General features: G+C 62.4%; 28 protein-coding genes. 14 read left to right on the forward strand and 14 right to left on the reverse strand.

Annotated features, from left to right (window positions below):
- Positions 1 to 63: 63 nt before the first annotated feature.
- The 3 genes from ACODSZ_RS09590 to ACODSZ_RS09600 all read right to left on the reverse strand — a co-directional run bounded on the left by ACODSZ_RS09590 (position 64) and on the right by ACODSZ_RS09600 (position 2,260).
- Positions 64 to 819: an alpha/beta fold hydrolase gene (locus ACODSZ_RS09590; RefSeq protein WP_175343217.1), complete on the reverse strand. Its 756-nt coding sequence runs from the start codon at positions 817 to 819 to the stop codon at positions 64 to 66.
- Positions 820 to 851: 32 nt separating this feature from the next.
- Positions 852 to 1,376 carry a VOC family protein gene (locus ACODSZ_RS09595; RefSeq protein ID WP_008327569.1) on the reverse strand — a complete coding sequence of 175 codons (525 nt, stop codon included), beginning with the start codon at positions 1,374 to 1,376 and terminating at the stop codon, positions 852 to 854.
- 86 nt (positions 1,377 to 1,462) lie between these two features.
- Entirely contained in the window at positions 1,463 to 2,260 is a 798-nt protein-coding gene (locus ACODSZ_RS09600; protein WP_006712869.1) for an inositol monophosphatase family protein, read from the reverse strand.
- 318 nt (positions 2,261 to 2,578) lie between these two features.
- On the opposite strand from ACODSZ_RS09600, the gene ACODSZ_RS09605 reads away from it, so the two are divergent.
- Complete coding sequence (locus tag ACODSZ_RS09605; protein ID WP_488927481.1) at positions 2,579 to 3,406, forward strand: RNA methyltransferase; 828 nt, start codon at positions 2,579 to 2,581, stop codon at positions 3,404 to 3,406.
- Between the two features lies 1 nt (position 3,407).
- Positions 3,408 to 4,130: a pseudouridine synthase gene (locus ACODSZ_RS09610; RefSeq protein ID WP_175343219.1), complete on the forward strand. Its 723-nt coding sequence runs from the start codon at positions 3,408 to 3,410 to the stop codon at positions 4,128 to 4,130.
- 85 nt (positions 4,131 to 4,215) lie between these two features.
- Here ACODSZ_RS09610 and hslO read toward each other — a convergent pair whose 3' ends face one another.
- Positions 4,216 to 5,145: an Hsp33 family molecular chaperone HslO gene (gene hslO, locus ACODSZ_RS09615; RefSeq protein ID WP_175343220.1), complete on the reverse strand. Its 930-nt coding sequence runs from the start codon at positions 5,143 to 5,145 to the stop codon at positions 4,216 to 4,218.
- A gap of 20 nt (positions 5,146 to 5,165) precedes the next feature.
- Positions 5,166 to 5,690: a gamma carbonic anhydrase family protein gene (locus ACODSZ_RS09620; protein ID WP_175343221.1), complete on the reverse strand. Its 525-nt coding sequence runs from the start codon at positions 5,688 to 5,690 to the stop codon at positions 5,166 to 5,168.
- Between the two features lie 159 nt (positions 5,691 to 5,849).
- Between ACODSZ_RS09620 and ACODSZ_RS09625 the strand changes: the two genes are divergently transcribed.
- Together ACODSZ_RS09625 and ACODSZ_RS09630 are read left to right on the forward strand one after the other, a co-directional pair.
- Positions 5,850 to 6,695 carry a ferritin-like domain-containing protein gene (locus ACODSZ_RS09625; RefSeq protein WP_488927482.1) on the forward strand — a complete coding sequence of 282 codons (846 nt, stop codon included), beginning with the start codon at positions 5,850 to 5,852 and terminating at the stop codon, positions 6,693 to 6,695.
- Positions 6,696 to 6,818: 123 nt separating this feature from the next.
- Positions 6,819 to 7,166: a hypothetical protein gene (locus tag ACODSZ_RS09630; protein ID WP_034350146.1), complete on the forward strand. Its 348-nt coding sequence runs from the start codon at positions 6,819 to 6,821 to the stop codon at positions 7,164 to 7,166.
- A gap of 101 nt (positions 7,167 to 7,267) precedes the next feature.
- On the opposite strand, the gene ACODSZ_RS09635 is transcribed toward ACODSZ_RS09630, so the two are convergent.
- The 5 genes from ACODSZ_RS09635 to ACODSZ_RS09655 all read right to left on the reverse strand — a co-directional run bounded on the left by ACODSZ_RS09635 (position 7,268) and on the right by ACODSZ_RS09655 (position 10,917).
- The gene (locus ACODSZ_RS09635) at positions 7,268 to 8,197 is read right to left on the reverse strand and encodes an esterase/lipase family protein (RefSeq protein ID WP_008327587.1); all 930 of its coding nucleotides are present in this window, start codon (positions 8,195 to 8,197) and stop codon (positions 7,268 to 7,270) included.
- Between the two features lie 96 nt (positions 8,198 to 8,293).
- On the reverse strand, positions 8,294 to 8,818 hold the full coding sequence (locus ACODSZ_RS09640; protein WP_175343223.1) for an RDD family protein: 525 nt from the start codon (positions 8,816 to 8,818) through the stop codon (positions 8,294 to 8,296).
- Positions 8,819 to 9,069: 251 nt separating this feature from the next.
- Positions 9,070 to 9,930 carry a DUF3106 domain-containing protein gene (locus ACODSZ_RS09645; RefSeq protein WP_488927483.1) on the reverse strand — a complete coding sequence of 287 codons (861 nt, stop codon included), beginning with the start codon at positions 9,928 to 9,930 and terminating at the stop codon, positions 9,070 to 9,072.
- Positions 9,931 to 9,934: 4 nt separating this feature from the next.
- A complete protein-coding gene (locus ACODSZ_RS09650) occupies positions 9,935 to 10,342 on the reverse strand; it encodes a DUF3619 family protein (protein WP_008327590.1) in 408 nt (135 codons plus the stop codon).
- A complete protein-coding gene (locus ACODSZ_RS09655; protein ID WP_008327591.1) occupies positions 10,339 to 10,917 on the reverse strand; it encodes an RNA polymerase sigma factor in 579 nt (192 codons plus the stop codon). The genes ACODSZ_RS09650 and ACODSZ_RS09655 overlap by 4 nt, the downstream gene beginning before the upstream one ends.
- Positions 10,918 to 11,462: 545 nt before the next feature.
- Between ACODSZ_RS09655 and ACODSZ_RS09660 the strand changes: the two genes are divergently transcribed.
- The 8 genes from ACODSZ_RS09660 to ACODSZ_RS09695 all read left to right on the forward strand — a co-directional run bounded on the left by ACODSZ_RS09660 (position 11,463) and on the right by ACODSZ_RS09695 (position 18,986).
- On the forward strand, positions 11,463 to 13,181 hold the full coding sequence (locus tag ACODSZ_RS09660; RefSeq protein WP_008327593.1) for an acetolactate synthase 3 catalytic subunit: 1,719 nt from the start codon (positions 11,463 to 11,465) through the stop codon (positions 13,179 to 13,181).
- 1 nt (position 13,182) lies between these two features.
- Positions 13,183 to 13,674: an acetolactate synthase small subunit gene (gene ilvN, locus ACODSZ_RS09665; RefSeq protein ID WP_008327594.1), complete on the forward strand. Its 492-nt coding sequence runs from the start codon at positions 13,183 to 13,185 to the stop codon at positions 13,672 to 13,674.
- A gap of 78 nt (positions 13,675 to 13,752) precedes the next feature.
- Complete coding sequence (gene ilvC / locus ACODSZ_RS09670; protein ID WP_006712890.1) at positions 13,753 to 14,769, forward strand: ketol-acid reductoisomerase; 1,017 nt, start codon at positions 13,753 to 13,755, stop codon at positions 14,767 to 14,769.
- A 215-nt stretch (positions 14,770 to 14,984) separates the two neighbouring features.
- Entirely contained in the window at positions 14,985 to 15,776 is a 792-nt protein-coding gene (locus ACODSZ_RS09675; protein WP_299537969.1) for an SIMPL domain-containing protein, read from the forward strand.
- 121 nt (positions 15,777 to 15,897) lie between these two features.
- Entirely contained in the window at positions 15,898 to 16,428 is a 531-nt protein-coding gene (locus tag ACODSZ_RS09680) for a hypothetical protein (RefSeq protein WP_008327598.1), read from the forward strand.
- A gap of 192 nt (positions 16,429 to 16,620) precedes the next feature.
- Positions 16,621 to 17,265: a phosphatidylserine decarboxylase gene (locus ACODSZ_RS09685; RefSeq protein WP_175343226.1), complete on the forward strand. Its 645-nt coding sequence runs from the start codon at positions 16,621 to 16,623 to the stop codon at positions 17,263 to 17,265.
- Between the two features lie 117 nt (positions 17,266 to 17,382).
- A complete protein-coding gene (gene pssA, locus ACODSZ_RS09690) occupies positions 17,383 to 18,243 on the forward strand; it encodes a CDP-diacylglycerol--serine O-phosphatidyltransferase (protein ID WP_488927484.1) in 861 nt (286 codons plus the stop codon).
- 257 nt (positions 18,244 to 18,500) lie between these two features.
- Entirely contained in the window at positions 18,501 to 18,986 is a 486-nt protein-coding gene (locus ACODSZ_RS09695) for a hypothetical protein (RefSeq protein WP_488927485.1), read from the forward strand.
- A gap of 27 nt (positions 18,987 to 19,013) precedes the next feature.
- Here the strand turns inward: ACODSZ_RS09695 and ACODSZ_RS09700 are convergent, their stop codons facing one another.
- The 3 genes from ACODSZ_RS09700 to ACODSZ_RS09710 all read right to left on the reverse strand — a co-directional run bounded on the left by ACODSZ_RS09700 (position 19,014) and on the right by ACODSZ_RS09710 (position 21,731).
- Complete coding sequence (locus ACODSZ_RS09700) at positions 19,014 to 19,793, reverse strand: alpha/beta fold hydrolase (protein WP_488927486.1); 780 nt, start codon at positions 19,791 to 19,793, stop codon at positions 19,014 to 19,016.
- Positions 19,729 to 21,216, reverse strand: coding sequence for a sensor domain-containing diguanylate cyclase (locus tag ACODSZ_RS09705; protein WP_008327612.1), 1,488 nt, complete (start codon positions 21,214 to 21,216; stop codon positions 19,729 to 19,731). Before ACODSZ_RS09705 ends, ACODSZ_RS09700 begins: the two co-directional genes overlap by 65 nt.
- A 146-nt stretch (positions 21,217 to 21,362) precedes the next feature.
- Positions 21,363 to 21,731 carry a hypothetical protein gene (locus tag ACODSZ_RS09710; protein ID WP_175343227.1) on the reverse strand — a complete coding sequence of 123 codons (369 nt, stop codon included), beginning with the start codon at positions 21,729 to 21,731 and terminating at the stop codon, positions 21,363 to 21,365.
- 176 nt (positions 21,732 to 21,907) lie between these two features.
- Between ACODSZ_RS09710 and ACODSZ_RS09715 the strand changes: the two genes are divergently transcribed.
- Together ACODSZ_RS09715 and ACODSZ_RS09720 are read left to right on the forward strand one after the other, a co-directional pair.
- Positions 21,908 to 23,449 carry an aminotransferase-like domain-containing protein gene (locus ACODSZ_RS09715; RefSeq protein WP_488927487.1) on the forward strand — a complete coding sequence of 514 codons (1,542 nt, stop codon included), beginning with the start codon at positions 21,908 to 21,910 and terminating at the stop codon, positions 23,447 to 23,449.
- 129 nt (positions 23,450 to 23,578) lie between these two features.
- Positions 23,579 to 24,910 carry a tetratricopeptide repeat protein gene (locus tag ACODSZ_RS09720; RefSeq protein ID WP_488927488.1) on the forward strand — a complete coding sequence of 444 codons (1,332 nt, stop codon included), beginning with the start codon at positions 23,579 to 23,581 and terminating at the stop codon, positions 24,908 to 24,910.
- A 27-nt stretch (positions 24,911 to 24,937) separates the two neighbouring features.
- On the opposite strand, the gene ACODSZ_RS09725 is transcribed toward ACODSZ_RS09720, so the two are convergent.
- Positions 24,938 to 25,861, reverse strand: coding sequence for a sugar kinase (locus ACODSZ_RS09725; RefSeq protein WP_488927489.1), 924 nt, complete (start codon positions 25,859 to 25,861; stop codon positions 24,938 to 24,940).
- Positions 25,862 to 25,864: the final 3 nt, after the last annotated feature.

Genomic DNA, 25,864 nt, shown 5'->3' on the forward strand with positions numbered 1-25,864 from the left:
CCGCAGTATAACAGCGCAGCCCGCGTACGACGTGAATTATTTTGAGACAGGCCCGCGTTCAGCTCATCGGTGACGCTGTGCCAGAAAGCTCAGCACGGGCGGCAAAACCAGTGCGCTCTGCATCAGCCCGCCGAAGTGGGTCACGCCCGGCAAGCTGACGAATTCACCCTGCGGCAACAAGGCCGCCGTACGTTGGACTGCCGCATGACGCGCATCGGCATCGCCGCAGAAGAGCAGGCAGGGCAGGTCCATGCGGGCCAGCAGGTCTTCCTGCGAGGGGCGCGGCTGCTGGGCGGCAGCGGCCAGCGCCTCCAGGTCATTGGCACGGATGAGCATCTTCACTTGCGCTGAAATCTGTTCGTCGAGCAAGCCTTCGAAGGTGGCGATGAAGGCTTCCGGATCGCGTCCGTCGATGCCGTGGAAGCCATCCCAGCTGCGATCTTCATACGGGTGCGCAGCACCCAGGATGAGGCTGTGCAGCCGTTCGGGCGCATGGCGCACCAGGCCGTAGCCGACCCAGCCGCCCAGCGAATAACCGAAGAAGTGGGTTCGTTCAATGCCCACTGCATCCAGCACGGCCAGGGCATCGCGGCAACGCTGCACTTGGGTGTAGGCGGCTGGATCATGCGGCTTGTCGCTCTGGCCGTGGCCCAGCGCATCGAACTGGATGACCTGGTAGTGCTCGCGCAACACCGCCGTGAAGCCGAAGAAACGCCAGGCTTCCAGGCTGCTTGTAAAGCCGTGGTGCAGCAGCAGGGACGGGCCTCGGCCCTCGACCTGGTAGTGAATCTTGCGGTTGTCGCTGAGGGCAAAGGGCATGGGGCTTCCGGTCGTATTCTGGTCAGGATGGATCAGTTCTTTTCGTCGGCCAGCTTCTTGCAGCGGCGCGCCAGCATCTCGCGCGAGCGCGCGCAGATTTCTTCATTGCTGAGATCTTCGATATGCGTGGCAATGGACCAGACATGACCGAAGGGATCGCGCAGGGTGCCGGAACGATCACCGTAGAACTGGTTCTGAACCGGGCGCAGTTGCACCGCCCCGGCGGCAAGCGCCTGGGTGAATACCGTATCGACATCGGCGACATAGATCAGCAGGCTCACGCCTGCGCCGCCCAGGGTTTGCGGGCTCAGGAAACCGAGTTCGGGATGTTCGTCGGCCAGCATGATGCGGGCATTGCCGATCTGGATCTCGGCATGCCAGACCTTGCCGTGCGGGCCGTCCAGTCGCATGATCTCGGCGGCGTCGAAGGCGCGCCGGTAGAAGGCGATGGCATCAGCCGAGGTCTTGACGATCAGGTAGGGAGTGACGCTGTGGTAGCCGGGCGGCAACGCGCAATGGGCCTGCTCGTTGCTGGCTTGTTGGGAAGGAATGTTCATGTCGTCTCCTCGGTCTGCGCCGGTAGCCGCACTATAGCAGCAATGCCGGACGCCATGAGGAGACGGGTTTATTGCAATGGCGTCGTTCAGGCGAATTCGGAGAGCAGGTTCACTTGCTGCGCGAAGATCTTCGGACTGCCGGCGATGACGTCGCCCTTGTAGAGGTAGTCGGAGTCACCCTTGAAGGTACCCACGATACCGCCCGCTTCGGTCACCAGCAGGGAGCCGGCGGCGATGTCCCAGGGCTTCAAGCCCTTTTCGAAGAAGCCGTCCAGGCGGCCGGCGGCCACATAGGCCAGGTCCAGTGCGGCCGCGCCCGGGCGGCGCAGGCCGGCGCTGTGCTCGGTCATGACCTTGAACATGGTGACGTATTCGTTCAGGCCATCGAGGTCACGGAAGGGGAAGCCGGTACCGATCAGGGCGTCGGCGATCTTGTCGCGCTTGCCCACGCGGATGCGCTTTTCGTTCAGGTAGGCGCCGGCACCCTTGGAGGCGGTAAAGAGGTCGTTGCGGGTGGGGTCGTAGACCACGGCTTGCGTGATGATGCCGCGCTGTTGCAGGGCGATCGAGACGCAGTATTGCGGGAAACCGTGGATGAAGTTGGTGGTGCCGTCCAGCGGATCGATGATCCAGACGTTTTCGTTTTCATCGTGCAGGTTGTCGGACGCACCCGATTCCTCGGCCAGGATGGCGTGGTCGGGGTAGGCGTTCTTGAGCACGTCGATGATGGCATCCTCGGCTGCCTTGTCCACCTCGGTGACGAAGTCGTTGTGCGACTTCTTCGACACTTTCAGCAGCGACACGTCGAAGGACGCGCGGTTGATGATGGTAGCGGCGCGGCGGGCTGCCTTGATCGCCGTATTGAGCATGGGTGGGATGATCATTCCGATGGTTCCGTTAAAATTGCGGCCACCGAAGACGATGGCTGCGTTGCTCATCGTCGCCATGGCCGACCAGCCGGCCTTCCGCGACAAGCATGCGGAACAGCTGGCCAGGCGAAACCCGGCAGTCAAACCAGTGCGACGATGAAATTAATGAGCGTTGCGCCGCCCGCGGCTGTTATGCTTGCGGGTTTGCCAGGCAGTCCAGGGGCAGTGGCGTCGGTCAAGTCGGCTAACAAAGTCGACCTGGGTTGACAGCCTTGCTGCAATATTGGCGTTTTGCCAACATCTGATCCTGGGGCGCGAATCCCGCTATTTTAAATGAACAAGCAAGTGTCAGGACAATCTCTTTTCAGCCGTTTGCGTTTCGTGCTGGTCAATACCAGCAGTCCCGGCAACATCGGCTCGGCCGCACGGGCCATCAAGACCATGGGCTTTTCGGAGCTGGTGCTGGTCAATCCGCGCTTTCCGGACGCGGTGAAGGAAGATGAAGCCATTGCCTTCGCCAGCGGCGCGCTCGATGTGTTGCAAAATGCACGCATCGTTGGCAGCGTGGAAGAAGCGTTGCAGGGATGCAACTTCGCTGCCGCTGTCAGTGCCCGTTTGCGTGAATTCTCGCCGCCGGTGGTGTCGCCGCGCGAGCTGGCGGGGCAGCTTTCCCGTGACACCGGCCTGAATGCGGCACTCTTGTTCGGCAATGAACGCTTTGGCCTGCCCAATGAGGTGGTGCAGAAGTGCAATGCCTTGCTCAATATTCCTGCCAATCCGGATTATTCCTCGCTGAACCTGTCGCAGGCGGTGCAGGTGCTGGCTTATGAATGCCGCATGACCGAGCTGGAAGTGCAGGGTGGTCCCATGCAAACCAGCGGCGATGCGCGCGCGCCGGGCGAGGTGGGTTTCCACGGGGAGAGCGCCAGCGTGGCCGAGATCGAGGGTATGTTTGCGCATCTGGAGCAGGCTCTGGTGGCCATCGATTTTCTCAACCCGGACAATCCCAAGAAGCTGATGCCGCGCTTGAAACGCATGTTCTCGCGCGCCCGGCTGGAGACCGAAGAGGTCAACATCCTGCGCGGCATCGCCCGCCAGATTCTGGAACCGAAGCAGGCCAAGGCCGGCCGGCAAGAACAAAACGAACAAGGAGAAGGCTGACATGGCCAAGCTGACCCTGGACCGCATCCTGCAATCGCAGGGTTTCGGTTCGCGCAAATATTGCCGTGAACTCATCGAGGACGGTGAAGTGTCGATTCATGGCGAGGTGGTGGACGACTACCGCGCCACGCCGGAGACGAATGGCCTGGTGCTGACCATCTTCGAGGAAGAGTGGGAATACCGCGAACACGTCTACATCGCCATCAACAAGCCGCAGAACATCGAATGCTCGCGCAAGCCCAGCCATCATCCGGGCGTGTTGACGCTGTTGCCGGAACAGTTCACCTGGCGCGACGTGCAGCCGGTGGGGCGGCTGGATCACGACACGACCGGCCTGCTGCTGATGTCCGACGATGGTGCTTTCATTCACGCGCAGTCCTCACCCAAGCGCCACGTGCCCAAGGTCTATGCGGCTACCACGGCCGAGCCGGTGACCGAGGCCTTGATCGCGCAACTGAAGGCGGGCGTGCAACTGCATGACGAACCGGCGCCCCTGGCGGCTACCCGTTGCCGTCAACTGGGTGAGAACCTGCTGGAAATCGTGCTGGAGCAGGGCAAGTATCATCAGGTCAAGCGCATGCTGGCCGCAGCCGGCAACCATTGCAGCGCCTTGCAGCGCACCGCCATCGGCGGCTTGCAGCTGGAGGCGCTGGAACTGGAAGAAGGGGAGTGGACGTATCTGGATGCTGCCCAGATGGCACTGCTGGTGCCGGATACGGAGTGACAGTCGAGTCCGACCCGCAAAGAAAAACGCCATCGGCTTCAAACCGATGGCGTTTTTTCATGGCTGCCCGAGCATCAGGGATGGCTCAATGCCGCGCGTCACTCGCCTCGCTCGCGCCACCCACATCGGCCACGAACAACTGTGCGCAATCCACCGCATCGAACTCGTAATGCTGGCCGCAGAAATCGCAGTCGATGGCCAGCTTTTCCATCTGTGACAGTGCTTCAGCCACTTCTTCCTGACCCAGCATCTTCAACATGTTGCCGACCTTCTCGCGCGAGCAGGAGCAGTGGAATTGCGGATGCACCGGGTCGAAGACGCGGATGGTCTGCTCCCAGAACAGGCGGTGCATCAGCGTGGCGATGTCGGTGGAGAGCAATTCCTCGCGCTTCAAGGTATCGCCCAGCATGACCATGTGGTTCCAGTCTTCCAGTTCACCTTCCGGCTTGGCAGTCGGCGCTGCGGTACCGCCAATGGAAGGCAGCTTCTGCAGCAGCAGGCCGCGCGAGACCTTTTCATCCGCGGCCAGCCACAGCTTGGTATCGAGCTGTTCGGAGCGCAGCATGTAGTTCTCGATGACAGTGGCCACGCTCTCGCCATCCAGCGGCACTACGCCCTGGTAGGCTTGCTGGCCGGGCAGCTTGTCCTTGGGATCGAGCGTGATGACGAAGCGGCCATGACCATTGGCGTTGACCAGATCGGTCAGCGTGGCATCGTCAGCCATCTCGGCACCGTCAGCCAGTTTGGCAGTGGCGCGCAGTTGCAGATCGGAGTCGCATTCGACCACCAGCAGCTTGACCGGGCCATCACCGTGGATCTGCATGACGATCATGCCGTTGAACTTCAGGTTGGCCGACAGCAGGGCCGAGGCCGCCAGCATCTCGCCCAGCAGCGTACGCACGGCGACCGGATAGTCGCGGCGGGCCTGCACCTGGCGCCAGGTATCGGAAATCTCGACCAGTTCGCCCCGCACGGGCGCGTTGTCGACCAGGAATTTTTGCAGCGTGTCTTTCATCGTTTCCTTTGCTTGACCACTCAGGCAATGCGCTTGAGCCCGGTCTTGAACTGTTGCGCGCGCTGCACGTAGCTGTCGGTGCCAGCCCGCATGCGCGCGATATCTTCTTCACTCAACTGGCGAACCGCCTTGGCGGGAGCACCGATGATCAGGGAGTTGTCGGGAAACTCCTTGCCCTCGGTGACCAGGGCACCGGCGCCGACCAGGCAGTTCCTGCCGATCTTGGCGCCATTGAGTACCACCGCCTGGATGCCGATGAGCGCACCTTCACCAATGGTGCAGCCATGCAGCATGGCCTGGTGCCCGACCGTGACGTTCTTGCCGATCACCATCGGATAGCCCACATCGGTGTGCAGCACCGCCCCTTCCTGCACGTTGCTGTTCTCACCGATGGTGATGAGCTCATTGTCGCCACGAATGGCCACGTTGAACCAGACGCTGGAATGCGCCTCCATCTTCACCTTGCCCACGACCGTGGACGACTCGGCCACGAAGGCGGTGTCGTGGATCTCGGGAATGTCCTCTGCCAATTGGTAGATCGCCATAATAAAATTGTCTCCTCGTTACCTGCTGGTCGGTGGGTGATGCCTCGGCTCTGCCTTGTCCCGGCTTGCATTATTGGACATTTATCTTCATATTTTTTCATATGGAGGCAAAGTCGGCGTCCTCAACCGCGTATTTTACCTTCCCTGAAAGTCAGTTCCTTGGATCACGTCTCGTCCCCAGATGAAGTCTTTTCATTCACCCGCCTGCGTAGCGCCGCGCTGTCTTGCCTGAGGGAAACGCGTCCTGCGCTCAAGTGCAGTTCCGTGCGGGCCTTGCGCCTTGCCTGGCAGGCGGGGCAGGTAGCGCTGGAAACAGACGACCTGGCCGCCACCGAATCTGCCACCGGCATCCCTGGCCGCCCGGCGCGCCCCGAGCTGGTTTCGCCGCTGGAGGTGAAGCATCGTTCCATGGGCACACCTGAGGGCAGGGCTGCGCTGATCCACGCGCTGGCGCATATCGAGTTCAATGCCATCAACCTGGCGCTGGATGCGCTCTGGCGCTTTGCCGGCATGCCGCGCCAATTCTATGAAGACTGGCTGCAGGTGGCCGACGAGGAAGCCTGTCACTTCAGTTTGTTGGCCGATCATCTGAAGATGCTAGGCTACCGCTATGGCGATTTCACCGCCCACAACGCCTTGTGGGACATGGCCGAATCGACCAAGGACGACGTCCTGGCCCGTATCGCCCTGGTGCCGCGTACGCTGGAAGCGCGCGGGCTGGACGCGGCGCCGCCGGTGCGCGCCAAGCTGGCGCAGGCCGGTGACCTGGCGGCCGCCGAGATTCTGGATATCATCATGCGCGACGAGGTCGGCCATGTACTCATCGGCAACCGCTGGTTCAACTGGCTGTGCGCTCAGCGCCAGCTTGATCCCGTGACAAGCTTCGCCGAGCTGTGCCGGCGCCACCGGGCGCCGCCGCTGCGCGGCCCCTTCAATCTGGAGGCGCGCCGCGCGGCTGGCTTTTCTGATGAAGAAATGTTGATGTTCAGCGACGTTTCGCGATGATCGACGGATTTGCAAGAAGTGTAAGCAATTTTCGCAGCGGCAGGCAGGCGCTTGCCGCTGTGCTATCGTCACCCCCATCCCGATAGCTCGGGATCGTCAACCATGAATGGAAAGGATGAGAACATGAACAAGATGTCCAAACTGCTGGCCGGCGTGGCGGTGAGTCTGGCGGCCATTACCCTGCTGGCAGCCTGCCAGAAGAAGGAAGAGCCGGGTCCGGCCGAAGCGTTGGGCAAGAAGATCGACGGTGCGGTGCAGGACGCCGGCAAGAAACTCGATGAAGTGAGCGGCCAGACCAAGGATCAGGCTTCCGAGTCCGGTTCCAAGCTCGATGGCGCCATGGACAAGGCCAAGGCCGACGCCAAGGAAGCCTACGAAAAGACCAAGGAAGGCGCCAAGGAGCTGGCCCAGAAGACCGGTGAAAAGATGGAAGAAGCCGGTCAGAAGCTGCAGGACGCATCCAAGAAGTAAGCCCACCCTGGCCCCGCCGGAGGCGGTGCCGCCTCATCCGAGAAGCCGTCCCGCTCCCGCCGGACGGCTTCTTGCTTGCAGGGCGCAAGCAGGCGCTGCGCTCAGTCGCGGGCGTTGTGGATCAGGTCGATCACCATCTTCTGGATCGAGGGTTCCAGTGCCAGGGCGACGTGGCCGATGCCGATGACCGGGATGTTCCAGGCGCCCTCCAGGTGGGCCGAGCTTTGCGGCGAGATGATGTTGTCGTGCTGGGAATAGATCGACACGATGTGGCCCAGCGCATCGGCTTCTTCGGTGGCGGCCAGCTTTTGCAACCATTCGCTGCTGCGTCCTTCTTCGTAGCGGCCCAGCCAGTTCATTTCACCGCAGTTGATGCCGATGCCGAAGTTGGCAATGGCCGTGCCATGGTGTGGCGTGCCCAGGGTGATCACGCGGGCCACGCGGTCGCAGCCGTGATCGCGCAGGTAGGCGCGGGCAGCCAGTCCGCCCATGCTGTGGGCGAGAATGACGATCTTTTTCTGCCCGGTCTCGGCCAGCACGCGTTGCACGGCTGCATGCACCAGGGGCGCGTAGTCATCGATGCTGCCGAAGACCGGTTCCATGTCCAGCGCGTAGTGGGTAATGCGGGCTTCGCGCAGCTCCAGGCTCATCCAGCGCCAATAGCCGCTGTTGCAGCCGTAGCCGTGGATGAGCAGCACCGGCAGCGAGGTCGTGTCGGGGTAGCTGAACTGTTCGAAGCGCAGGAAGGGCATGCCCCAGGACGAGCACAGCATGGTGGCGCGGAATTCGCGCAGGAACAGCGTAGCGATCTGCAGCCAGGTGATCTCCACCGGGTTGGAGGTGCGGCCGCGATAGGGCCAGGTCAGGAAAAAGCTGTTGGCGGTGATTTGGGCGCGCAGCAGCAGCACGATCAGTACGCCCCCTCCTGCAGCGGCCAGGATGGGCCAGTCGAAATGCCGCAACAGGAAGTAGAACAGGATCGCGATGCCGAACTGGATGAGGAGCAGGGTTCTGGAGATGCGTGAAATCATGCGGGCGTCGGTCGGAGGCGGTCAGGTCCAAGGGCATGCGGCTGCAACCCTTCGGCCGAGAGCATAACAGAGCGCGGCGGGGCGCTCATGTCGTCTTCATGACTTGGCGTCAGCCGGACTGTCGGCGGCCCGGGGGCGCGGTGTGAGGTCGACCAGGCGGGTGCCGGCCAGGCGGTCGTGCAGGAACTGGCCATGCGGATCCATGCGCGCGGTCATGGCCCACAGCAGCAGGTTGGCTGCGGGGATCAGAAACAGCAACCAGGCCTGGCTGCGCGTGAGCGAAGCCAGCGCCAGGCCCGGCAGTATCCACAGCCAGGCCAGCAGGAAGCGCAGCAGGGCGCGCCAGGGGCGCAGCGGCAGGCCGTCGCGGTCGACCACGCGAAAACGCCAGGTCTTCATGGCCAGCGTCTGTCCGCCGTGGGTCCAGAACCAGATGAAGTAGGCCGCCAGTACCAGGAACAGCCAGCCCTCCAGGGCATGACGCAGGTAAAGCGCGTGGCGCTGCTGCAGCAGTGTCGAAAACAGCCAGCCCGACATGAACAGCACGCCAAACAGCAGCATGGATTCATAGAGCATGCTGCTCATGCGGCGGCGCAGGGAGGGCGTGGTCAGTTCCGGCATGGTTCCTGTGGATTCCGTTCTGGATGAGGTGATCTGAAGCCATCGGCGCGTGGTGAGCGACATGGCCGCCAGATGGTAATGCAATCAGGCGCGCTTGCCTATGCGCATGCTTGAGGCAGGGCAAGAATGTGCATCCTGCGCTGAGTGGTCCTGGCGATGGATGTGCCAATGCCGCCGCATGCAGGGGGGGCGGCGGCAGGAATGGCGAGAAGGTAGGGCAGCAGGTGAAAGCGGGCAGTATCTGCCCGGGCTTACTTGCTATCGTTCGATACCGTGGTCCCAGGGACGACGGCTGCACTGACGGCCACGGTCGTGGGTGCCGATGCCGTCGGCGCCATCGCGGGCATCGGGGTGGCTTGCGAGCCCGGCACCAGCGCAGGCGCCGGTGCTGTGGCAGGGGTGGGGGCGGGGACGACAGGCAACGGCCGGTCCAGTGCCTCGGCGGGCAACTGGATGGCCGGGGCTGCCGCAGAGGGCGAGGTCGGCAACTTGGCCACGCGTCTGGGCAGCCGGGATTCGGCCAGCTTCTTTTTCTGTTCTTCGGAAAGCTGCTGGTACTTGGCCCATTGCTCGTGCTTTTCTTCCGCATCCAGCTTCTTGGCGCGGGCGTAATTGGTACGGGCGGCGCTGCGCTCGGCCGGCGTGAGCTTGACCCAGTCGCGCATGCGCTCGTGCAGGCGCTGTTGCGCTTCCGGCTTCATCCTGGTGTAGCGCTTGCCGATTTCCAGCCATTTTTCCCGCTGCAGCTCACTCATGCGCGGCCATTCGCCGGTCAGCGGTTCCAGGGCCTGGCGCTGGGCGGGCGACAGGTTGGCCCAGGCCAGCTTGTTCTCCGCTTTGCGGGCAGCAGACTTGCCGGTCGACTTGTTGGCATGCGTGGCAGCGGCTGCCGGCGCGGGGGACGGTGTCGTCGCTGTTGTGCCGGGGGTGGCAGCCGGCGCCGGGGTGACGCTGGCTGCTGCCGGTGCTGCAGCGGTCGGGGTGCTTTGCGCCGGCGCATTCTGTGCCACGGTCCAGGCGCAGCTCAATCCACCGGCCAGCACCGCCAGCGCCAGCGCAATGCGCCAGGGGCGAACGCAAGCTTTTGCAGCAGTGCCGGTGATCTTGTGCATCGTCTTATTGTCCCTTTTCGGCCAGGTAGGCGTTGAAACCATGATCCAGATAAGCCGACAGCGGCAGCTCGTCGGAGAGTACGGCCGCATCGATGTCAGCCAGGTAGCTCACGCGCTTGGCGTGTTCGTGCTGATAGATGCCGGCGAACAGAACGATGCCCAGCAGCAGCGGGGCAGCCACGCCCAGGCGATTCCACCACGACGGTTTTTCGGATGACATCATGGCGCCACCCAGGGCACCGGCCAGCACGGGCTGCTGCACGCGCACGTGGATCGGCGCCTGCTTCTTGCGCGCCAGCGCGACGCGGCGGGCCGCCGCCAGGCTTTGCAACGTGTCGTCGGACAGATTGTCCAGATTGGCGTCAAGCGCCAGCTTCACCTTGTAGGCGAACTGCATTTCCTTGTTGGTCATAATGAGATTCCTTTGGCTCTGAGAGCTTGAGCCAGCGCGTGTGTTGCGCGGGAGCAATGGGTTTTGACGCTACCTTCGGAGCAACCCATGGCGGCGGCTGTTTCCGCCACGTCCATGTCCTGCCAGTAACGCATCAGGAACGCTTCCCGTTGACGTGTCGGCAGCTTTTGTATCTCGGCATCGATGAGGTTCAGGGTCTGCTCGCGCTCGACCTTGTCGGCGCTGGATTCGGCCGCTTCCGTGCCGTCTGCCGACTCCAGGCTCTCGAGCAGGTCGAAATCCTCGCCGCCCTCGCCGTCGCCGCCATTGCCGCCAAAGCTGGAGAACAGGCTGACCCAGGTGTTGCGCACCTTTTCGCGGCGGAAGAAATCGTGAATGGTGTTCTGCAGGATGCGCTGGAACAGCATCGGCAGTTCCTCGACCGGCTTGTCGCCGTATTTCTCGGCCAGCTTGATCATTGCATCCTGAACGACGTCCAGCGCCACTTCATCCTTGCGCACGGCATACACCGCCTGTTTGAAGGCGCGGCGTTCGACACTTTCAAGAAAATCGGAGAGTTCTTTGTCAGTTGCCATGCAATACGGTGTGCCGGATGGGTCACCGGCCAGATCAGTTAAAAACCTTCATCCTGGCCAGCCTAGATGCGAAAAATGCAAGAAATCGTCAAAAAGCAGACCGAATGCTAGCAAAAATGGTCCTCCTTGTCCTGAAGTTTATCCGCGGCCGCGTCGGCGAACGCGAGTATTGACAACGATTTCACCGGAATTCGCTTGACCAAAATGATGCAACGCATTACTGTCCTGTTCTCCGCCTCCCACATCTGGGGCGTTTTTGTTCCTTGCCGGTGCTTCACATAAGGTCGTGCCGGTGCGAGGAAACGCTTTATAGGTTTAAAGCTTGTTTGTTCTAACCCGTGCCACAAGCGCGAGGAATCAGTAAAAGTCGAACTTGATCCAAGGCTGAACGAGTCGCGTTGAGCGACGTTTCAAACTCCACTACGGTTGGAGCGCAGAAACGGCGTGACCGCACAATGAAGGGATGCCGCCAGCAAGACGATGAATGCGATTCCGTCAGGAGAGAACATCCGATCAATTTCCAATGGACCTTGAAAGGAAGCAGCATGAGTGCTGAGCAACTCACCGGCGCGGATATACTCGTCCGTTGCCTGGCTGAAGAGGGTGTTGAACACGTCTTCGGCTATCCTGGTGGCGCCGTCCTCTATATCTACGACGCAATCTTCAAGCAAGACAAATTCCAGCACATCCTGGTTCGTCACGAACAGGCCGCCGTGCATGCCGCTGATGCGTATTCGCGCAGCTCGCAAAAAGTCGGCGTGGCCATCGTGACCTCCGGCCCCGGCGTGACCAATGCGGTTACCGGCCTGGCCACCGCCTACATGGATTCGATTCCCATGGTGGTGATCTCCGGCCAGGTGCCGTCGACCGCCATCGGCCAGGACGCGTTCCAGGAGTGCGATACCGTCGGCATCACCCGCCCCTGCGTGAAGCACAACTTCCTCGTGAAGGATGTGAAGGACCTGGCGGAGACCGTCAAGAAAGCCTTCTATATCGCCACCACCGGCCGTCCCGGCCCGGTCCTGGTCGATATCCCGAAGGACATCACCATGCACACCTGCGCCTACGAGTACCCGAAGGCGGTGGAAATGCGTTCCTACAAGCCGGTCGACAAGGGCCACTCGGGTCAGATCCGCAAGGCGCTGCAACTGCTGCTGTCGGCCGAGCGCCCGATGATCTATACCGGCGGTGGCATCATCCTGGCCAATGCCGCGCCGGAGCTCAACAAGCTGGTCGATCGCCTGGGCTATCCCTGTACCAATACCCTCATGGGTCTGGGCGCCTATCGTTCGTCCAGCGACAAGTTCGTGGGCATGCCCGGCATGCACGGTACCTACGAAGCCAACATGGCCATGCAGCACTGTGACGTGTTGATCGCCATCGGCGCGCGCTTCGATGACCGCGTGATCGGCAATCCGAAGCACTTCGCTTCGCATGCCCGCAAGATCATTCATATCGATATCGATCCGTCGTCGATTTCCAAGCGCGTCAAGGTCGACATCCCCATCGTGGGCAACGTCAAGGACGTGCTGCAGGAACTGCTGTCGCAACTGGATTCGGCCGAGACCCGCCAGAACGGCGCGGCGCTGGATGCCTGGTGGAAGCAGATCAACGAATGGCGCAAGCGTGACTGCCTCAAGTTCGCGACCTCCGACGAATTCATCAAGCCGCAATCGGTGGTGCAGAAGGTGTGGGAAGTGACCAAGGGCGATGCCTTCATCACCTCCGACGTCGGCCAGCACCAGATGTGGGCTGCGCAATACTACGGTTTCGACAAGCCGCGCCGCTGGATCAATTCCGGTGGCCTGGGCACGATGGGCGTGGGCCTGCCGTACGCCATGGGCGTGCAGATGGCCAACCCCGATGCAACGGTGGCCTGTATCACCGGCGAAGCTTCGATCCAGATGTGCATCCAGGAGCTGGCGACCTGCAAGCAGTATCACCTGACGCCCAAGATCATTCTGCTCAACAACCGCTTCCTGGGCATGGTGCGCCAGTGGCAGCAGATCGACTACGGTTCGCGCTATTCCGAGTCCTACATGGATTCGCTGCCGGACTTCAACAAGCTGGCGGAGTCCTACGGCCACGTCGGCATGAAAATCGAGAAACCGGGCGATGTCGACGGCGCGCTGCGCGAAGCCTTCGCCATGAAGGACAGGCTGGTCTTCATGAACTTCATCACGGATCAAACCGAGAACGTCTGGCCGATGGTCAAGGCGGGCAAGGGTTTGACTGAAATGTTGCTGGGTTCGGAGGATCTCTAACATGCGCCATATCATTTCTGTGCTGCTGGAAAACGAAGCCGGCGCATTGTCCCGTGTCGTGGGTCTGTTCTCCGCACGCGGCTACAACATCGAAACGCTCACCGTTGCACCCACCGAAGATTCGACCCTGTCGCGCATGACCATCGTGACCTCGGGTTCGGATGATGTGATCGAACAGATCACCAAACACCTGAATCGCCTGATCGAGGTGGTGAAGGTCGTCGATCTGACCGAAGGCGCGCACATCGAGCGCGAACTGATGTTGATCAAGGTGCGCGCAGTGGGCAAGGAACGGGAAGAGATGAAACGCACTGCGGATATCTTCCGTGGCCGCATCATCGACGTCACCGAAAAGACCTACACGATCGAGCTGACCGGCGCCAAGAGCAAGCTGGACGCCTTCATCGACGCCCTGGATCGCACCGCGATCCTGGAAACGGTCCGTACCGGCGGCTCCGGCATCGGCCGTGGCGAGCGGATCCTGAAGATCTGATCGACCGCGCCAGGCAGTACGCATCACACACATACACATACATTCAAATTCGAGTTACTCGGAACATAGGAAAAAATCATGAAAGTTTTCTACGACAAAGACGCAGACCTGTCCCTGATCAAGAACAAGAACGTGACCATCATCGGTTACGGTTCGCAAGGCCACGCCCACGCCCTGAACCTGAAGGATTCCGGCGTGAAGGTGACCGTTGGTCTGCGCAAGGGCGGTGCGTCCTGGTCCAAGGCTGAAAAGGCCGGCCTGAAGGTCGCTGAAGTCAACGACGCCGTCAAGGATGCCGACGTCATCATGATCCTGCTGCCCGACGAAAACATCGGCCAGGTCTATGCCGAAAACGTCGCGCCCTTCGCCAAGCAAGGCGCTACCGTCGCCTTCGCGCACGGCTTCAATATCCACTATGGCCAAGTCGTGCCGCGCGCTGACCTGGACATCATCATGATCGCCCCCAAGGCCCCCGGCCACACCGTGCGTTCGACCTACAGCCAGGGTGGCGGCGTGCCGCACCTGATCGCCGTGCACCAGGACAAGTCCGGTAGCGCCCGTGACCTGGCCCTGTCGTACGCTACCGCCAACGGCGGCGGCCGTGCCGGCATCATCGAAACCAACTTCCGCGAAGAAACCGAAACTGACCTGTTCGGCGAACAAGCCGTGCTGTGCGGCGGTACCGTGGAACTGATCAAGGCCGGTTTCGAAACCCTGGTCGAAGCTGGTTACGCGCCGGAAATGGCCTACTTCGAGTGCCTGCACGAACTCAAGCTGATCGTCGACCTGATCTATGAAGGCGGTATCGCCAACATGAACTACTCGATCTCCAACAACGCCGAATACGGCGAGTACGTGACCGGCCCGCGCGTGATCAACGCCGAAAGCAAGGCTGCCATGAAGAAGGTGCTGGAAGACATCCAGACCGGCGAATACGCCAAGAGCTTCATCCTGGAAAACAAGGCCGGTGCACCGACCCTGATGTCGCGTCGTCGCATCAACGCCGAACACCAGATCGAAATCGTGGGCGAGAAGCTGCGCGCCATGATGCCCTGGATCAAGGCGAACAAGCTGGTCGATCAAAGCAAGAACTGATCTGCCGCTGGCAGCGCAAGACCCTGAAAACGCCACGGTTCGCCGTGGCGTTTTTTTTCGTCCATGTGCGGTGTCGGCCATGGTCATTGCGTTACGGCTTGTTGCACTTGGCCAAGAACCAATTCTTGACACATGTCGTCGAAGTGCCGGGTAGATGCTTGGCAGATGAAGCTATCATCACCCCCGTCACCGACCAAGAATAAAGAGGATCCCTTATGACACCTTCCCGCAAACTGATGCTGGGCGCCGTCCTGGCCACGGCCTGCATCGCTGCCCAGGCGCAGACATCGAACAGCGCCCCGGCGACTGTCCCGACCACCGGCACCCTGGTCGTGGTCCCGGCCAGCGGCGAAATCAGCGTACCGAACGATCAGGCGCGCGTGACCCTGCAGGTCGAAGAGCAGGACAAGGACAAGTCTGCCGCCGCCTCCCGCGTGAACCAGAAGATGAAGCAGGGCATCGAGCTGCTCAAGCGGCAGGATCCGCAGGCCGCGCTGAAGAGCTACGGCTATTACACCTACGCGGTCTATGCGGAACCACCGCAGGTTACGCCGCAGCAGCCCCGTCAACCGGCCAAGGCGCGTCAGGTCGTGGGATGGCGGGTCGGCCAGTATCTGGAGATGACCACCGAGAACCTGGCGGCGCTGCCCAAGACCGTCTCCTCAGCCCAGGCCCTGATGAGCCTCAATGGCCTGCAATTCGGCTTGAGCCCGGCAGCGGCCAGGAAGCTGGATGCGACCCTGGTCAATGCCACCTATCGCAACCTGGAAGAGCGCATCGGCTTCATCGCCCATGCCATGCACCGTGCGCCATCGGATGCGGTGGTTGAAACCGTGGACTTCGAAGGCTCCGGCAACTATGCCGCAGCGGCGCCCGCGCCCATGATGGCCAAGGCCATGATGCGTTCGGACATGGCGCAGGAAAGTACGTCGGTCGCCGAGCCCAGCTTTGAGCCGGGTGAATCCACCGTCAACATGCGCCTGGTGGGCAAGGTGCGCTTCAAGTAAGCCAATGAACCGAAGCGTTCGGTCCGAACGCTTCATATCAAGAATCGTCAACCCGCTCGGGTTGGCAGGGGAGGGAGGCTATAATCGGCCTCCCTTTCCGTTTCAAGAAGATCATCTCATCATGCGGACCTTCACCAAGCTGCTCCTGCCGCTCTTCACCGCCCTGGTGGCCAGCACGGCCCATGCCGACATCTGTGCCGACCTGCGCGCCATCCACCAGCAGTCGCAGTCGCATTTTGACGGCTGGAAGAAAGACGGCCCCGATTCCGTCATGAAGAGCGAGAAGCGCGGCCCGATCTATCTGTCCAACTTCATGCTCGATGGTGCCGAGAGTTGCGCCATTGCCGACAATTCCTCGGTCTATACCTGCATCTGGCGCTATCCCACGCCGGCCGACATGGGCCGCGCCTATCAGCGCCTGGTCAACGATGTGAAGGCTTGTGCGCCGCTGGCGAAAGAGCCCCCCGGTATCATCGCCGACGAGCCGCAGGAGCGCCGTCAGGGCGACTTGCGCCAGATCACGGAAGTCACCGGCCTGGACTACGCCGACGCCGAAGTGACGATTCTGATCGGACAGATGCAGCTGACCGGTCCGCGCGGCCTGGCGCGCAATGAGCTCAAGCTGAGCTTCTCGCGCCCGCAACCGCGCTGAGGCGGTCCGCCGGGCCCGGATGGCCCGGCTCATGTCGTGCGGCGCATCGAAACATTGTGCTCAATGGCCAGAGATGCACCGCCACCGGCCTGGTGGCGGTGCATTTCATTGCATTTAACGGGCGCTGGACTAGAATAGGCACGCTTTTACTTTTGAACTTTCCGCGAGTACCGCGCGATCCCTGGAGCAACATTGAACAACAACCACTATCCCCATCCCATCATCGCCCGCGAAGGCTGGCCCTTCCTGACCATCGCCGTGGTCGTGGCAGCGCTGGCAAGCTATTTCTGTGGCGCCTGGTCCTTCCCGCTGTGGATCATCGCGCTGTTCGTGCTGCAGTTCTTCCGCGATCCGCCGCGCGTCATCCCGCAAGCCGCCAATGCCGTGCTGTCCCCGGCCGATGGCCGCATCGTTGTGGTGGCCCGTGCCCATGATCCCTACACTGACCGCGAAGCCCTGAAGATCAGCGTCTTCATGAACGTCTTCAACGTCCATTCCAACCGTGCCCCGGTGGATGGCAAGATCGAGAAGGTGCAGTACTTCCCCGGCAAGTTCGTCAATGCCGACCTCGACAAGGCCTCGCTGGAAAACGAACGCAACGCCCTGGCAATCACCACCACCAGCGGCCACAGCGTGACCTGCGTGCAGGTGGCTGGCCTGATCGCCCGCCGTATCCTCTGCTACGTGAAGGCCGGCGACACCCTGGCCCGTGGTCAGCGCTATGGCTTCATCCGTTTCGGTTCGCGCGTGGACGTGTACCTGCCGCTGACGGCCACCCCCAAGGTCACCGTCGGTGAAAAGGTCTCGGCCACCGAAACCATTCTGGCCGAACTCTGATCACACCACGAAGGCCTCACCGCGGCCACCCCTGCATACGCTTGCAGCGGTTCCACGGATGAGGCCCAAGCGCAGACTGCGTACTGCGATTTCCGTCCTCCTCACTGATAGATATCGATGCCCACATTACGACGACGCAAGGCCAAGCCCGGCATTCCCTTCCCGAAATCCCTGCGCCGCCCCAAGGTCGCGCAACTGGACGAGGCCGGGCAGGTAGTGGCGCGGCGGCGCTCGCGCGGCATCTACCTGTTGCCCAACGCCTTCACCACGGCGGCGCTCTTCTGCGGGTTCTACGCCATCGTGATGGCCATGAACCTCAAGTTCGACTATGCCTCCATCGCCATCTTCGTGGCCATGGTGCTGGACAGCCTGGATGGTCGCGTGGCCCGCATGACCAATACCCAAAGCGAATTCGGCGCCCAGTACGACAGCTTGTCCGACATGGTCTCCTTCGGCGCCGCGCCGGCGCTGGTGGTCTATGAATGGTCGCTGCGCGGCATGGGCAAGCTGGGCTGGCTGGCGGCCTTTGTTTACTGCGCCGGCGGTGCGCTGCGCCTGGCCCGCTTCAATACCAACATCGCCGTGGTCGACAAGCGCTACTTCCAGGGCTTGCCCAGTCCGGCTGCGGCCGCCCTGGTGGCCGGCTTCGTCTGGCTGATGGATGATCTGCGCTTTGCCGGCACCGACCTGAGCTGGTATGGCTGGGTCATTACCCTTTATGCCGGCATCACCATGGTCACCAATGTGCCGTTCTACAGCTTCAAGGATGTCAACTTCCGCAAGCCGGTACCCTTCATTGCGGCGCTGCTGGTGGTGGTGGCCCTGGTGCTCATTTCCAGCGATCCGTCCAAGGTGTTGTTCGGACTGTTCGTGCTGTATGGCCTGTCCGGCTATGGCGTCTATATCTGGCGTCGCATGAAGGGCAAGCCGGTCAGCATCGTGCAGACCACGGATGAGCACGGCGATGCCCCGCATTGATCCGGTTTTCTTGTAGAACAAGCAAAAAGGCAACGCAACACACCCGGCTCAGACCGGGTGTTTTTTCGCTGGCTATCGGGGCTATCGGGGCTATCGGGGCTATCGGTTTTTATGATTTTCATTCAGACATCGGAAAATGTAACTGAAGGAAACAGCAGCGACATCTGACCATGCCCGGCCTTGCCGATGCCCCCGGAGTTGCCTAGAATCGACGGGTAGCAGTCTTTTCCTGCATATTCCACATTGGCGGCATGAACATGGCCATCGATACTTCATTGACAACCCTCGGCGGTTCCGACCCCTACGGCCTGCCTGCCGGTGTCGTCCCCGGCAATCCGGTCAAGCCAGCCAACAACCCTGCGGCCCTGGCTCAGGCGGTCGCGCTGTCGACGGATGCTTCGGTGATCGTCACTCTGGGAGGCGGCTCGGCCGACAATGCCGGGCTGACCTACAATGCTGCCGGTCTGTTCGACAGCTTTGTCAGTGCCGGTACGCCGGTGAGCACCCCGGACAGCACGCAGACCGAGGCCACCCAATCCTATTACCAGGGTGTGCTGGGCAGCATTTCCGTCCCTTCTTCTTCCAACACGGGCATCTACGACGGCTCCGGCATATTCAGCGGACAGGCCCTGGCTTCGCCGCTGTCCTTGCTGCTCAAGTCCAATCCCGACCTGACCGGTTCCATCGTCGAAGACATCGTCAATCAGAGCGTGGTCGGCGGCCTGATCTCGACGACGGCCTGAATCCGTTCCCTTTTTCTTTCAGTGCGTTCAAGCGGCGATGAGTGTGGCCAGATGACTACACAGTGCGGGGTCCTGGGCGCTGCGTTCGCTGATGCGGTGATCCACATCCGGCAGGTCGATGATGCGGCAGTGGCTGGCCGAGGTGGCGTGCTGGCGGATCAGTTCGGCGATCTCCGCCGGAATGACGGCATCCTCGGCGGCGCGAATCAGGGTCAGTCGTCCGCGATAGGCGTGCATCATCGGCAGCAGATCGGCATCGCGCCAGCTGTGTGGCCGTCGCAAGGCGGCGCTGAAGGCTGGTCCGAAGGGCAGGGCGAAGGCTGCACCATCGTAGAGCGCCCCCACCAGGGTGACCACATGGGTGATCTGGTTGTCCGGCCGGCAGGCCAGGCGCAGGGCGATCTCGCCGCTCATGCTCACGCCCACGACGGTACGGGGAGCGACCGTCAAGCGATCCAGGGCGGCCTGCGCTTCGTCCAGGCGTTTGGTCAGGGAATTGGGTAGCAGGGCGCTGCTCTGCCCATGGCCGGAAAAGTCGATGGCCGCACTGGCGCAACCGCGTGCGGCCAGGGACTGGCGCAAGGGCCACTGACGCTGGCGATCGCCTTGTCCGGCACCATGCAGTACCAAGGTGTGAACCGACTGGCCCACCGTGCTGCCCAGGATATCGGCTGCCAGCGTTTCCGCACCGACCGCCAGGGTCAGTTCTTCACGTGCACAGGGTGCAGGCGCCGGCACGATGTCAGTCGTCCGGGTGGCGCCGTTCGACGCCGGGCGTGCTGGCGTAATAATGGTGTTTTGCTTCATACATCAGGCTGTCCGCCCGCTGCACCACCTGCTCCAGGCGCTCGCCGGGAGCGCCGGTGGCGGCGCCCATGGACAGGCTCAGCGGCATGCCCGAGTAGTACTGATTGTTCACTTCGACCAGTTTCTCGATCTGTTCCATCAGCAACTGGCAGCCACGCTCGTCGGTGGCCGGCAGCAGGATGGCGAATTCGTCACCACCGGTGCGCGCCACGCTGCCGGGACGTTCCACCGCCTTGCCCAGCACTTCGCCCACGCGCCGCAGCAGGGCGTCGCCGGTGGCATGGCCCAGCTCATCGTTGACTTGCTTCAAGCCATTGAGATCGGCCACGATCACGCTGACCGGGAACGGTCCCTTGCGCTCCAGGCGGTTCAGTTCATCGACCATGTAGGCGCGATTGTGCAGCTTGGTCAGTTCGTCGTGCTTGCCGAGGAATTCGAGATAGGCTTCGGCCTTCTTGCGGGCGGTGATGTCGGTCAGGGCCACCAGCACCAGGTCCCAGTTGTTCTCGTGACCGGGGAAGACCGAGAATTGCAGGTGCACGTGCAGGGTCTCGCCGGTGAGAGAGTAGTTGACCACTTCGCGGTGGTGCAGCAGGTTGCCGTTCCACAGCTCGATCAACTGTTCGTTGAAATGCGGTCGCATGTCGTCGCGGAACACGTCGGACAGGCGCGAGAGCAAGGTCGCCTTGTCCGGCGCGCCGAACATGGACAGCGTCTGCAGGTTCACGTCGATGACGCGGATCTCCTGCATGCAGCGTTCCACGAATTCCGGATGCACATCCGTGAAAGTGCGGAAATCGGTGATGCCGATGCGATGCAGGTCGTCGAAGAGGCGCTTGACTGCGCTGAAATCTTCCACCCACAGCGAGATGGGGGAATATTCAAACAAGCCGCGCGCATAGTTTTCGCTGCGCGAGAGTTTCTTGCGCGCGGTTTCGCGTTCGGTCACGTTCTCGATGGCCAGCAGGACGTAATCCCAACTCTCTTCACTGCCGGGCATGATGCGGCCGGAGAGCTGGATGTCCAGACGCTTGCCGCCCAGGGTGTAATTCACGGTATAACTGGAAAAGGTGCTGCGGCCTTCCCATAACTGCACCATCTCGTCGATGAAGGTGTCGATCATGTCATCCCGGAACACCTTGTCCAGGTTCGCCACCAGATGCGCCAGGTCGCGCGCTTCATACCATTCCAGGGTGCGACGGTTGACCGCGACCACGCGGATCTGCATGGCGCAGGCCTGCGCCCGGCGGGGATCCTGGCTCAGGTAGCTGCGCAGGTCGGTCACGCCGTCGGCGCGCCATTGGTCGAACAGCCGCTTCAAGCCGCTGTAATCCTCTTTCCACAAGGAAACGGGGGTCAGGTCGAAAGTCTCCTGTTCGGAAAGAGTCGGAACGGGGCGAGCGGGGGAGGATTCGTTCTGCATGACACTTCATCTTTTGCTGATGATGAAGTGTAATGGTTTTACGGAAACTTCTGCATTACTTCCCACCCCGGTTTTTCCGTTTTGCGCAACTTTATCGCTGAAATCCTGATCCAGATGCGTATTTATTAACTAAAAGTTAATTTCGATCACATCGGCTTTGCACATCCGGCATCCCGTACGCGGCGGCTGGCCGTCCAGCGCCGCATGCCACGCAGCCAGCCCGGCAGGCGGTCAGACCAGGGCTGTCGCAGCGGCCGCAGGCACAACAGCTCGCCGCCTTGCGGGGCCAGGATGCCGATCCAGCCCTCATGCGCCAGCACCATCTGCTCGCCATCGGCCAGCCGGGTGTGGCGGCTGACCAGGCGTTCGCCTTGCCACTGCGCCGATTCGGTCACGCATACCTGCGGGGCCTGGCAGAGCAGCTGGCTGCCCGCAGGAAGCCACAGTTGCAGATGCTGGCCCATCGCCAGTGGCAGGACCTGGACGGTGGTGCGGGCAGGAAGCGGGGCAGTCATGGTGTTCTCCTTGTCGAATGGGTCAGCCTGCAGTCTAGGGAGGACGATGCAGGCGCAACAGGCACAGGAAAATTCACTCTGCTGCGTAACAGGCTGATTGTTTTTGCTCTGTTATCCCTGCTTTTCGCCTACTCTGTATCTGTTTCGGTTCCGACCTCAGGACGATGATGACTGTTATGGATACCAGCCTGCTCCTCCCCGACCTGCAGCCTGCGGCACCGCCGCCGGGCACTCCCGCCTCGGCGCTTGCCGCCGCGCCTGATTCCGACTCCGGCCCCGGCCGTCAGCCGCTGTACCGGCGTCTGGCCGGGCATTACCAGGGCGCCATCCAGTCCGGCACGCTGGTGGCGGGTGACCGCATGCCGTCGGTGCGCGATCTCATGCGCCAGCACCAGGTGAGCCTGTCGACGGCCCTGCAGACGTTGCGGCATATGGAAGAGGGCGGCTGGCTGGAAGCACGTCCGCGTTCCGGCTATTTCGTGCGCCAGCCGCGCCGCTCGGCGATCCGACCGGTGCAGGAGCCCAAGAGCCTGATGGCCATCGATCCCGAGCAGTATGTCGGCATCCATGAAAAGGTCTCCAAGTACATCGCCCTGCGTCAGAGCGGCGCGCCCCGCATCGACCTCTCCGGCATGACCTGCGCCCCCGAGCTGTATGCGGTGGAGACCTTGAAGCAGGCCGCCATGCGCGCCCTGCGCGAGCGGCCCGAACTGCTCACCAGCGCCATGCCGCACAACGGCAACGCCACCTTCCGCCAGGCGGTGGCGCGGCGCGCATTGCATCACGGCATGCGCATCGATCATGAAGAAGTGGTCGTCACCCACGGTTGTATCGAGGCGCTCAACCTGGCCCTGCGCGCCGTGGCCGGACCGGGAGACACCATTGCGGTGGAGTCGCCCACTTATTTCGGCCTGCTGCAGGCGCTGGAAAACCTGGGCATGAAGGCGCTGGAAATCCCGACCAGTCCGCACACCGGCATCTCGGTGGAGGCGCTGGAGCTGGCAGTGCGCAGCTACGGCAACATCAAGGGGGTGGTGGTGGTGCCCAACCTGCAAAATCCGCTGGGCTGCATCATGCCCGAGGAGCACAAGGACCGGCTGGTCAGGCTATGTGAAGAATTGCGCCTGCCCCTCATCGAGGACGACGCCTACACCGAGCTGGCCGATGGCAACGTGGCGCCTTCCAGCCTCAAGAGTCGTGACCGCAGCGGCAATGTGATCTATTGCGCATCGTTGAACAAGGTGCTGGCCCCGGGCATGCGGCTGGGATGGATGAATGGCGGACGCTGGCATGAGCGGGTCAAGATGCTCAAGTTCACCCATACCCGCGCCAACGAGGAGTGGACCCAGGTCACCGCCGCCGATTTCATCGCCAGCCCGGCCTATGACCGCCATCTGCGCCGCCTGCGGCAGTTGTTGAAGGAGCAGCGCGAGCGCATGGCCGAGTCGATTGCGGCCTATTTCCCGGAAGGCACGCGCCTGAATGTGCCCAATGGCGGCGTGGGGCTGTGGGTGGAACTGCCGGTGCAGGTCTGCTCGCAGCAGCTGTTCGAGCGGGCGCTGGTGGAGGGCGTGGGGGTCTCGCCGGGGGCCATCTTTTCCAATTCCAACCGTTACGGTCACTTTTTGCGCATCTGCTGTGGTCATCCCTTCACCCGTGAACTGGACCAGGCCTTGCGCCGCCTGGGCAGCATCGGCCACAGCCTGGCCTTTCCCTAGCGGCAAGCAGGAATTCAGGAGAATCAGGCATTGCCCGAAAGGGCAGTCTGCTGCAGACTTGTAAAGACATGTAAAGAGCGCGGACAGTCCGTCCCGCGCCTCACGCGCTTTACGAGGGGGGAGCAGGCCATGCCTGAGCAGCAGACCACGCACATCCAGCAATCGCACGCGGCCCGCCTGAATGCGGCCATCGACGCCCACATGGCCGGGCGCCTGGAGGAGGCGCGCGCCGTCTACGAAGCGGTGCTGGAAGACGATCCCATCGAACCGGTAGCGCTGCACTTCTACGGCATCTGGCTGCACCAGGCCGGGCGTCATGCCGAGGCGCTGGACAAGCTGGAGCTCTCCAGCGCCCTCGAACCCGACAATGCCGCCTGGCACAACGACCTGGGCAATGTGCTCTTTGCGCTGGGCGAACTGGACGGTGCGGCCCAGGCCTATGGTGCCGCGCTGGAGATCACGCCTGCGGATCACATGATCTGGAACAACCTGGGAGCCGCGCACCTGCAGCAGGGGCGCCGCGACGAGGCCATCGCCGCCTTCCGGCGCGCCGTCGAGATTGCGCCGGAATTTCTGCCGGCGCTGCTGCACCTGGGCAATCTCTTCGAGGCGGCAGGGGACAAGATGCAGGCCTCGCACTACCAGTGCCGCGCTTATGTGCTGCCGCCGATGGAGGGCAAGTCCTGGGAGATGGTCGGGATTTCCTTCTACTTCCTGGGTCGCCTGGAAGAGGCTGCACAAGCCTATCGTGCCTGGCGTGACAGCGAACCCGACAATCCGATTGCCGCCCACATGCTGGCGGCCTGCTCGCAGCATGATGTGCCGATGCGCGCCTCGGACCGCTACATCGAATCGCACTTCGACCGTTATGCCGAGACCTTCGAGGCCAATCTGCTGGACAGTCTGGGCTATCGCGGCCCCGGCCTGATTGCTCAGGGCGTAGCGCTGGCAGCACCAGCGGCGGGCCAGTGCGCCACCGTCGACATCGGCTGCGGCACCGGGTTGTGCGGTGTTCATCTGCGGCCCTGTTCGCATCATCTGACCGGTGTCGACCTGGCCGGCAAGATGCTGCAGAAGGCTGCCGCCACCGGCTACTACGATCAACTGGAAAAAGCCGAGATCAGCGATTACCTGCAACGGCATCCGCAATCCTGCGACCTGGTCACGGCAGCCGATACGATGATCTATTTCGGCGATCTGCAGAACGTCTTCACGGCTGTCGCCACGGCCTTGAAGCCGGGCGGCCATTTCGTCTTCACGGTGGAGGTGCTGACCCCGCAGGATGCGGTCAAGGAAGGCTATTGCCTGCATGCCAGCGGACGCTATCGCCACGGTCGCGCTTATGTGCAGTCCCTGTTGCAGGCCGCGGGCATGGAGGTACTGCACCAGAGCGACGAGGTCTTGCGCGAGGAAGTGCGTCAGCCGGTGGCGGGCATGCTGTTCGTGGCGCGCCGGCGGTGAGCCGGCGGCCACTGCGCAGGGCTTCGATCAGGCCGCTGCCGTGAGTGCCGCTTCTACCTGGTCACGATAGGGGATGGGCTGCACCGCACCGTAACCGGTGGTGGAGAGGGCGGCTGCGACATTGGCATAGCGTGCCGCCTGGAAGGGATCGCGCCCGGCCATCAGCTCGGCCATGAAGGCCCCGCCAAAGCAGTCACCCGCACCGGTGGCGTCCAGTGCCTGGACCGGATAGGGGGCCACCATGCGGCGCTGCTCCGACGTGGCGACGTAGCAGCCTTCCTGCCCCAACTTGAAGGCCACCAGCTTCACCCCGTAGGCCAGCAACTGATCGACGATGGCGTCGCGATCATTCAGACCCGTCAGCATCGAGACATCTTCCCAGCTAGGCAGGCAGACATCACAGAGACGCAAGGCGGCGGCCATCTTCTCGCGGGCGCGTGGTAGCGGCCACAGGCGCAGCCGCAGGTTGGTATCCAGCGAAGTGGTCACGCCGGCTGCGCGCGCGTGGTCCAGCGCCGCCAGCCCGGCCTCACAGGCACTCTCGCTGATGGCCAGGCTGATGCCTGACAGGTGCAGCGCACCGGCGCCGGCGATGGCCTGCAAGGGCAGATCGGCTGCGCGATAGCGACTGGCAGCCGAACCGGCGCGACGATAGTGGAAGTGATGGCCCTGCGCATCGTGCGTGACGAAATACAGGCCGGTACTGGCGCCGGCCTCCATGCTCACGTGCTGCACATCGACGTTCTCGCGCCGCCACAGGTCCAGCAGGTCCTGGCCGAAATGGTCGTCGCCCACCGCGCTGACATAGCCAGATACCGCGCCCTGGCGGGCGGCGGCGATGGCGAAGTTGGAGGTGTCGCCGCCAAAGCCCTGCAGGTACTGGCGCGGGGTCTCGATGCGCTGGTTGAATTCCACCATGGCTTCGCCGTAGGCGAGGATGGGTTTGCTCATTGC

It is taken from the genome of Herbaspirillum sp. FG34 (assembly GCF_057809315.1).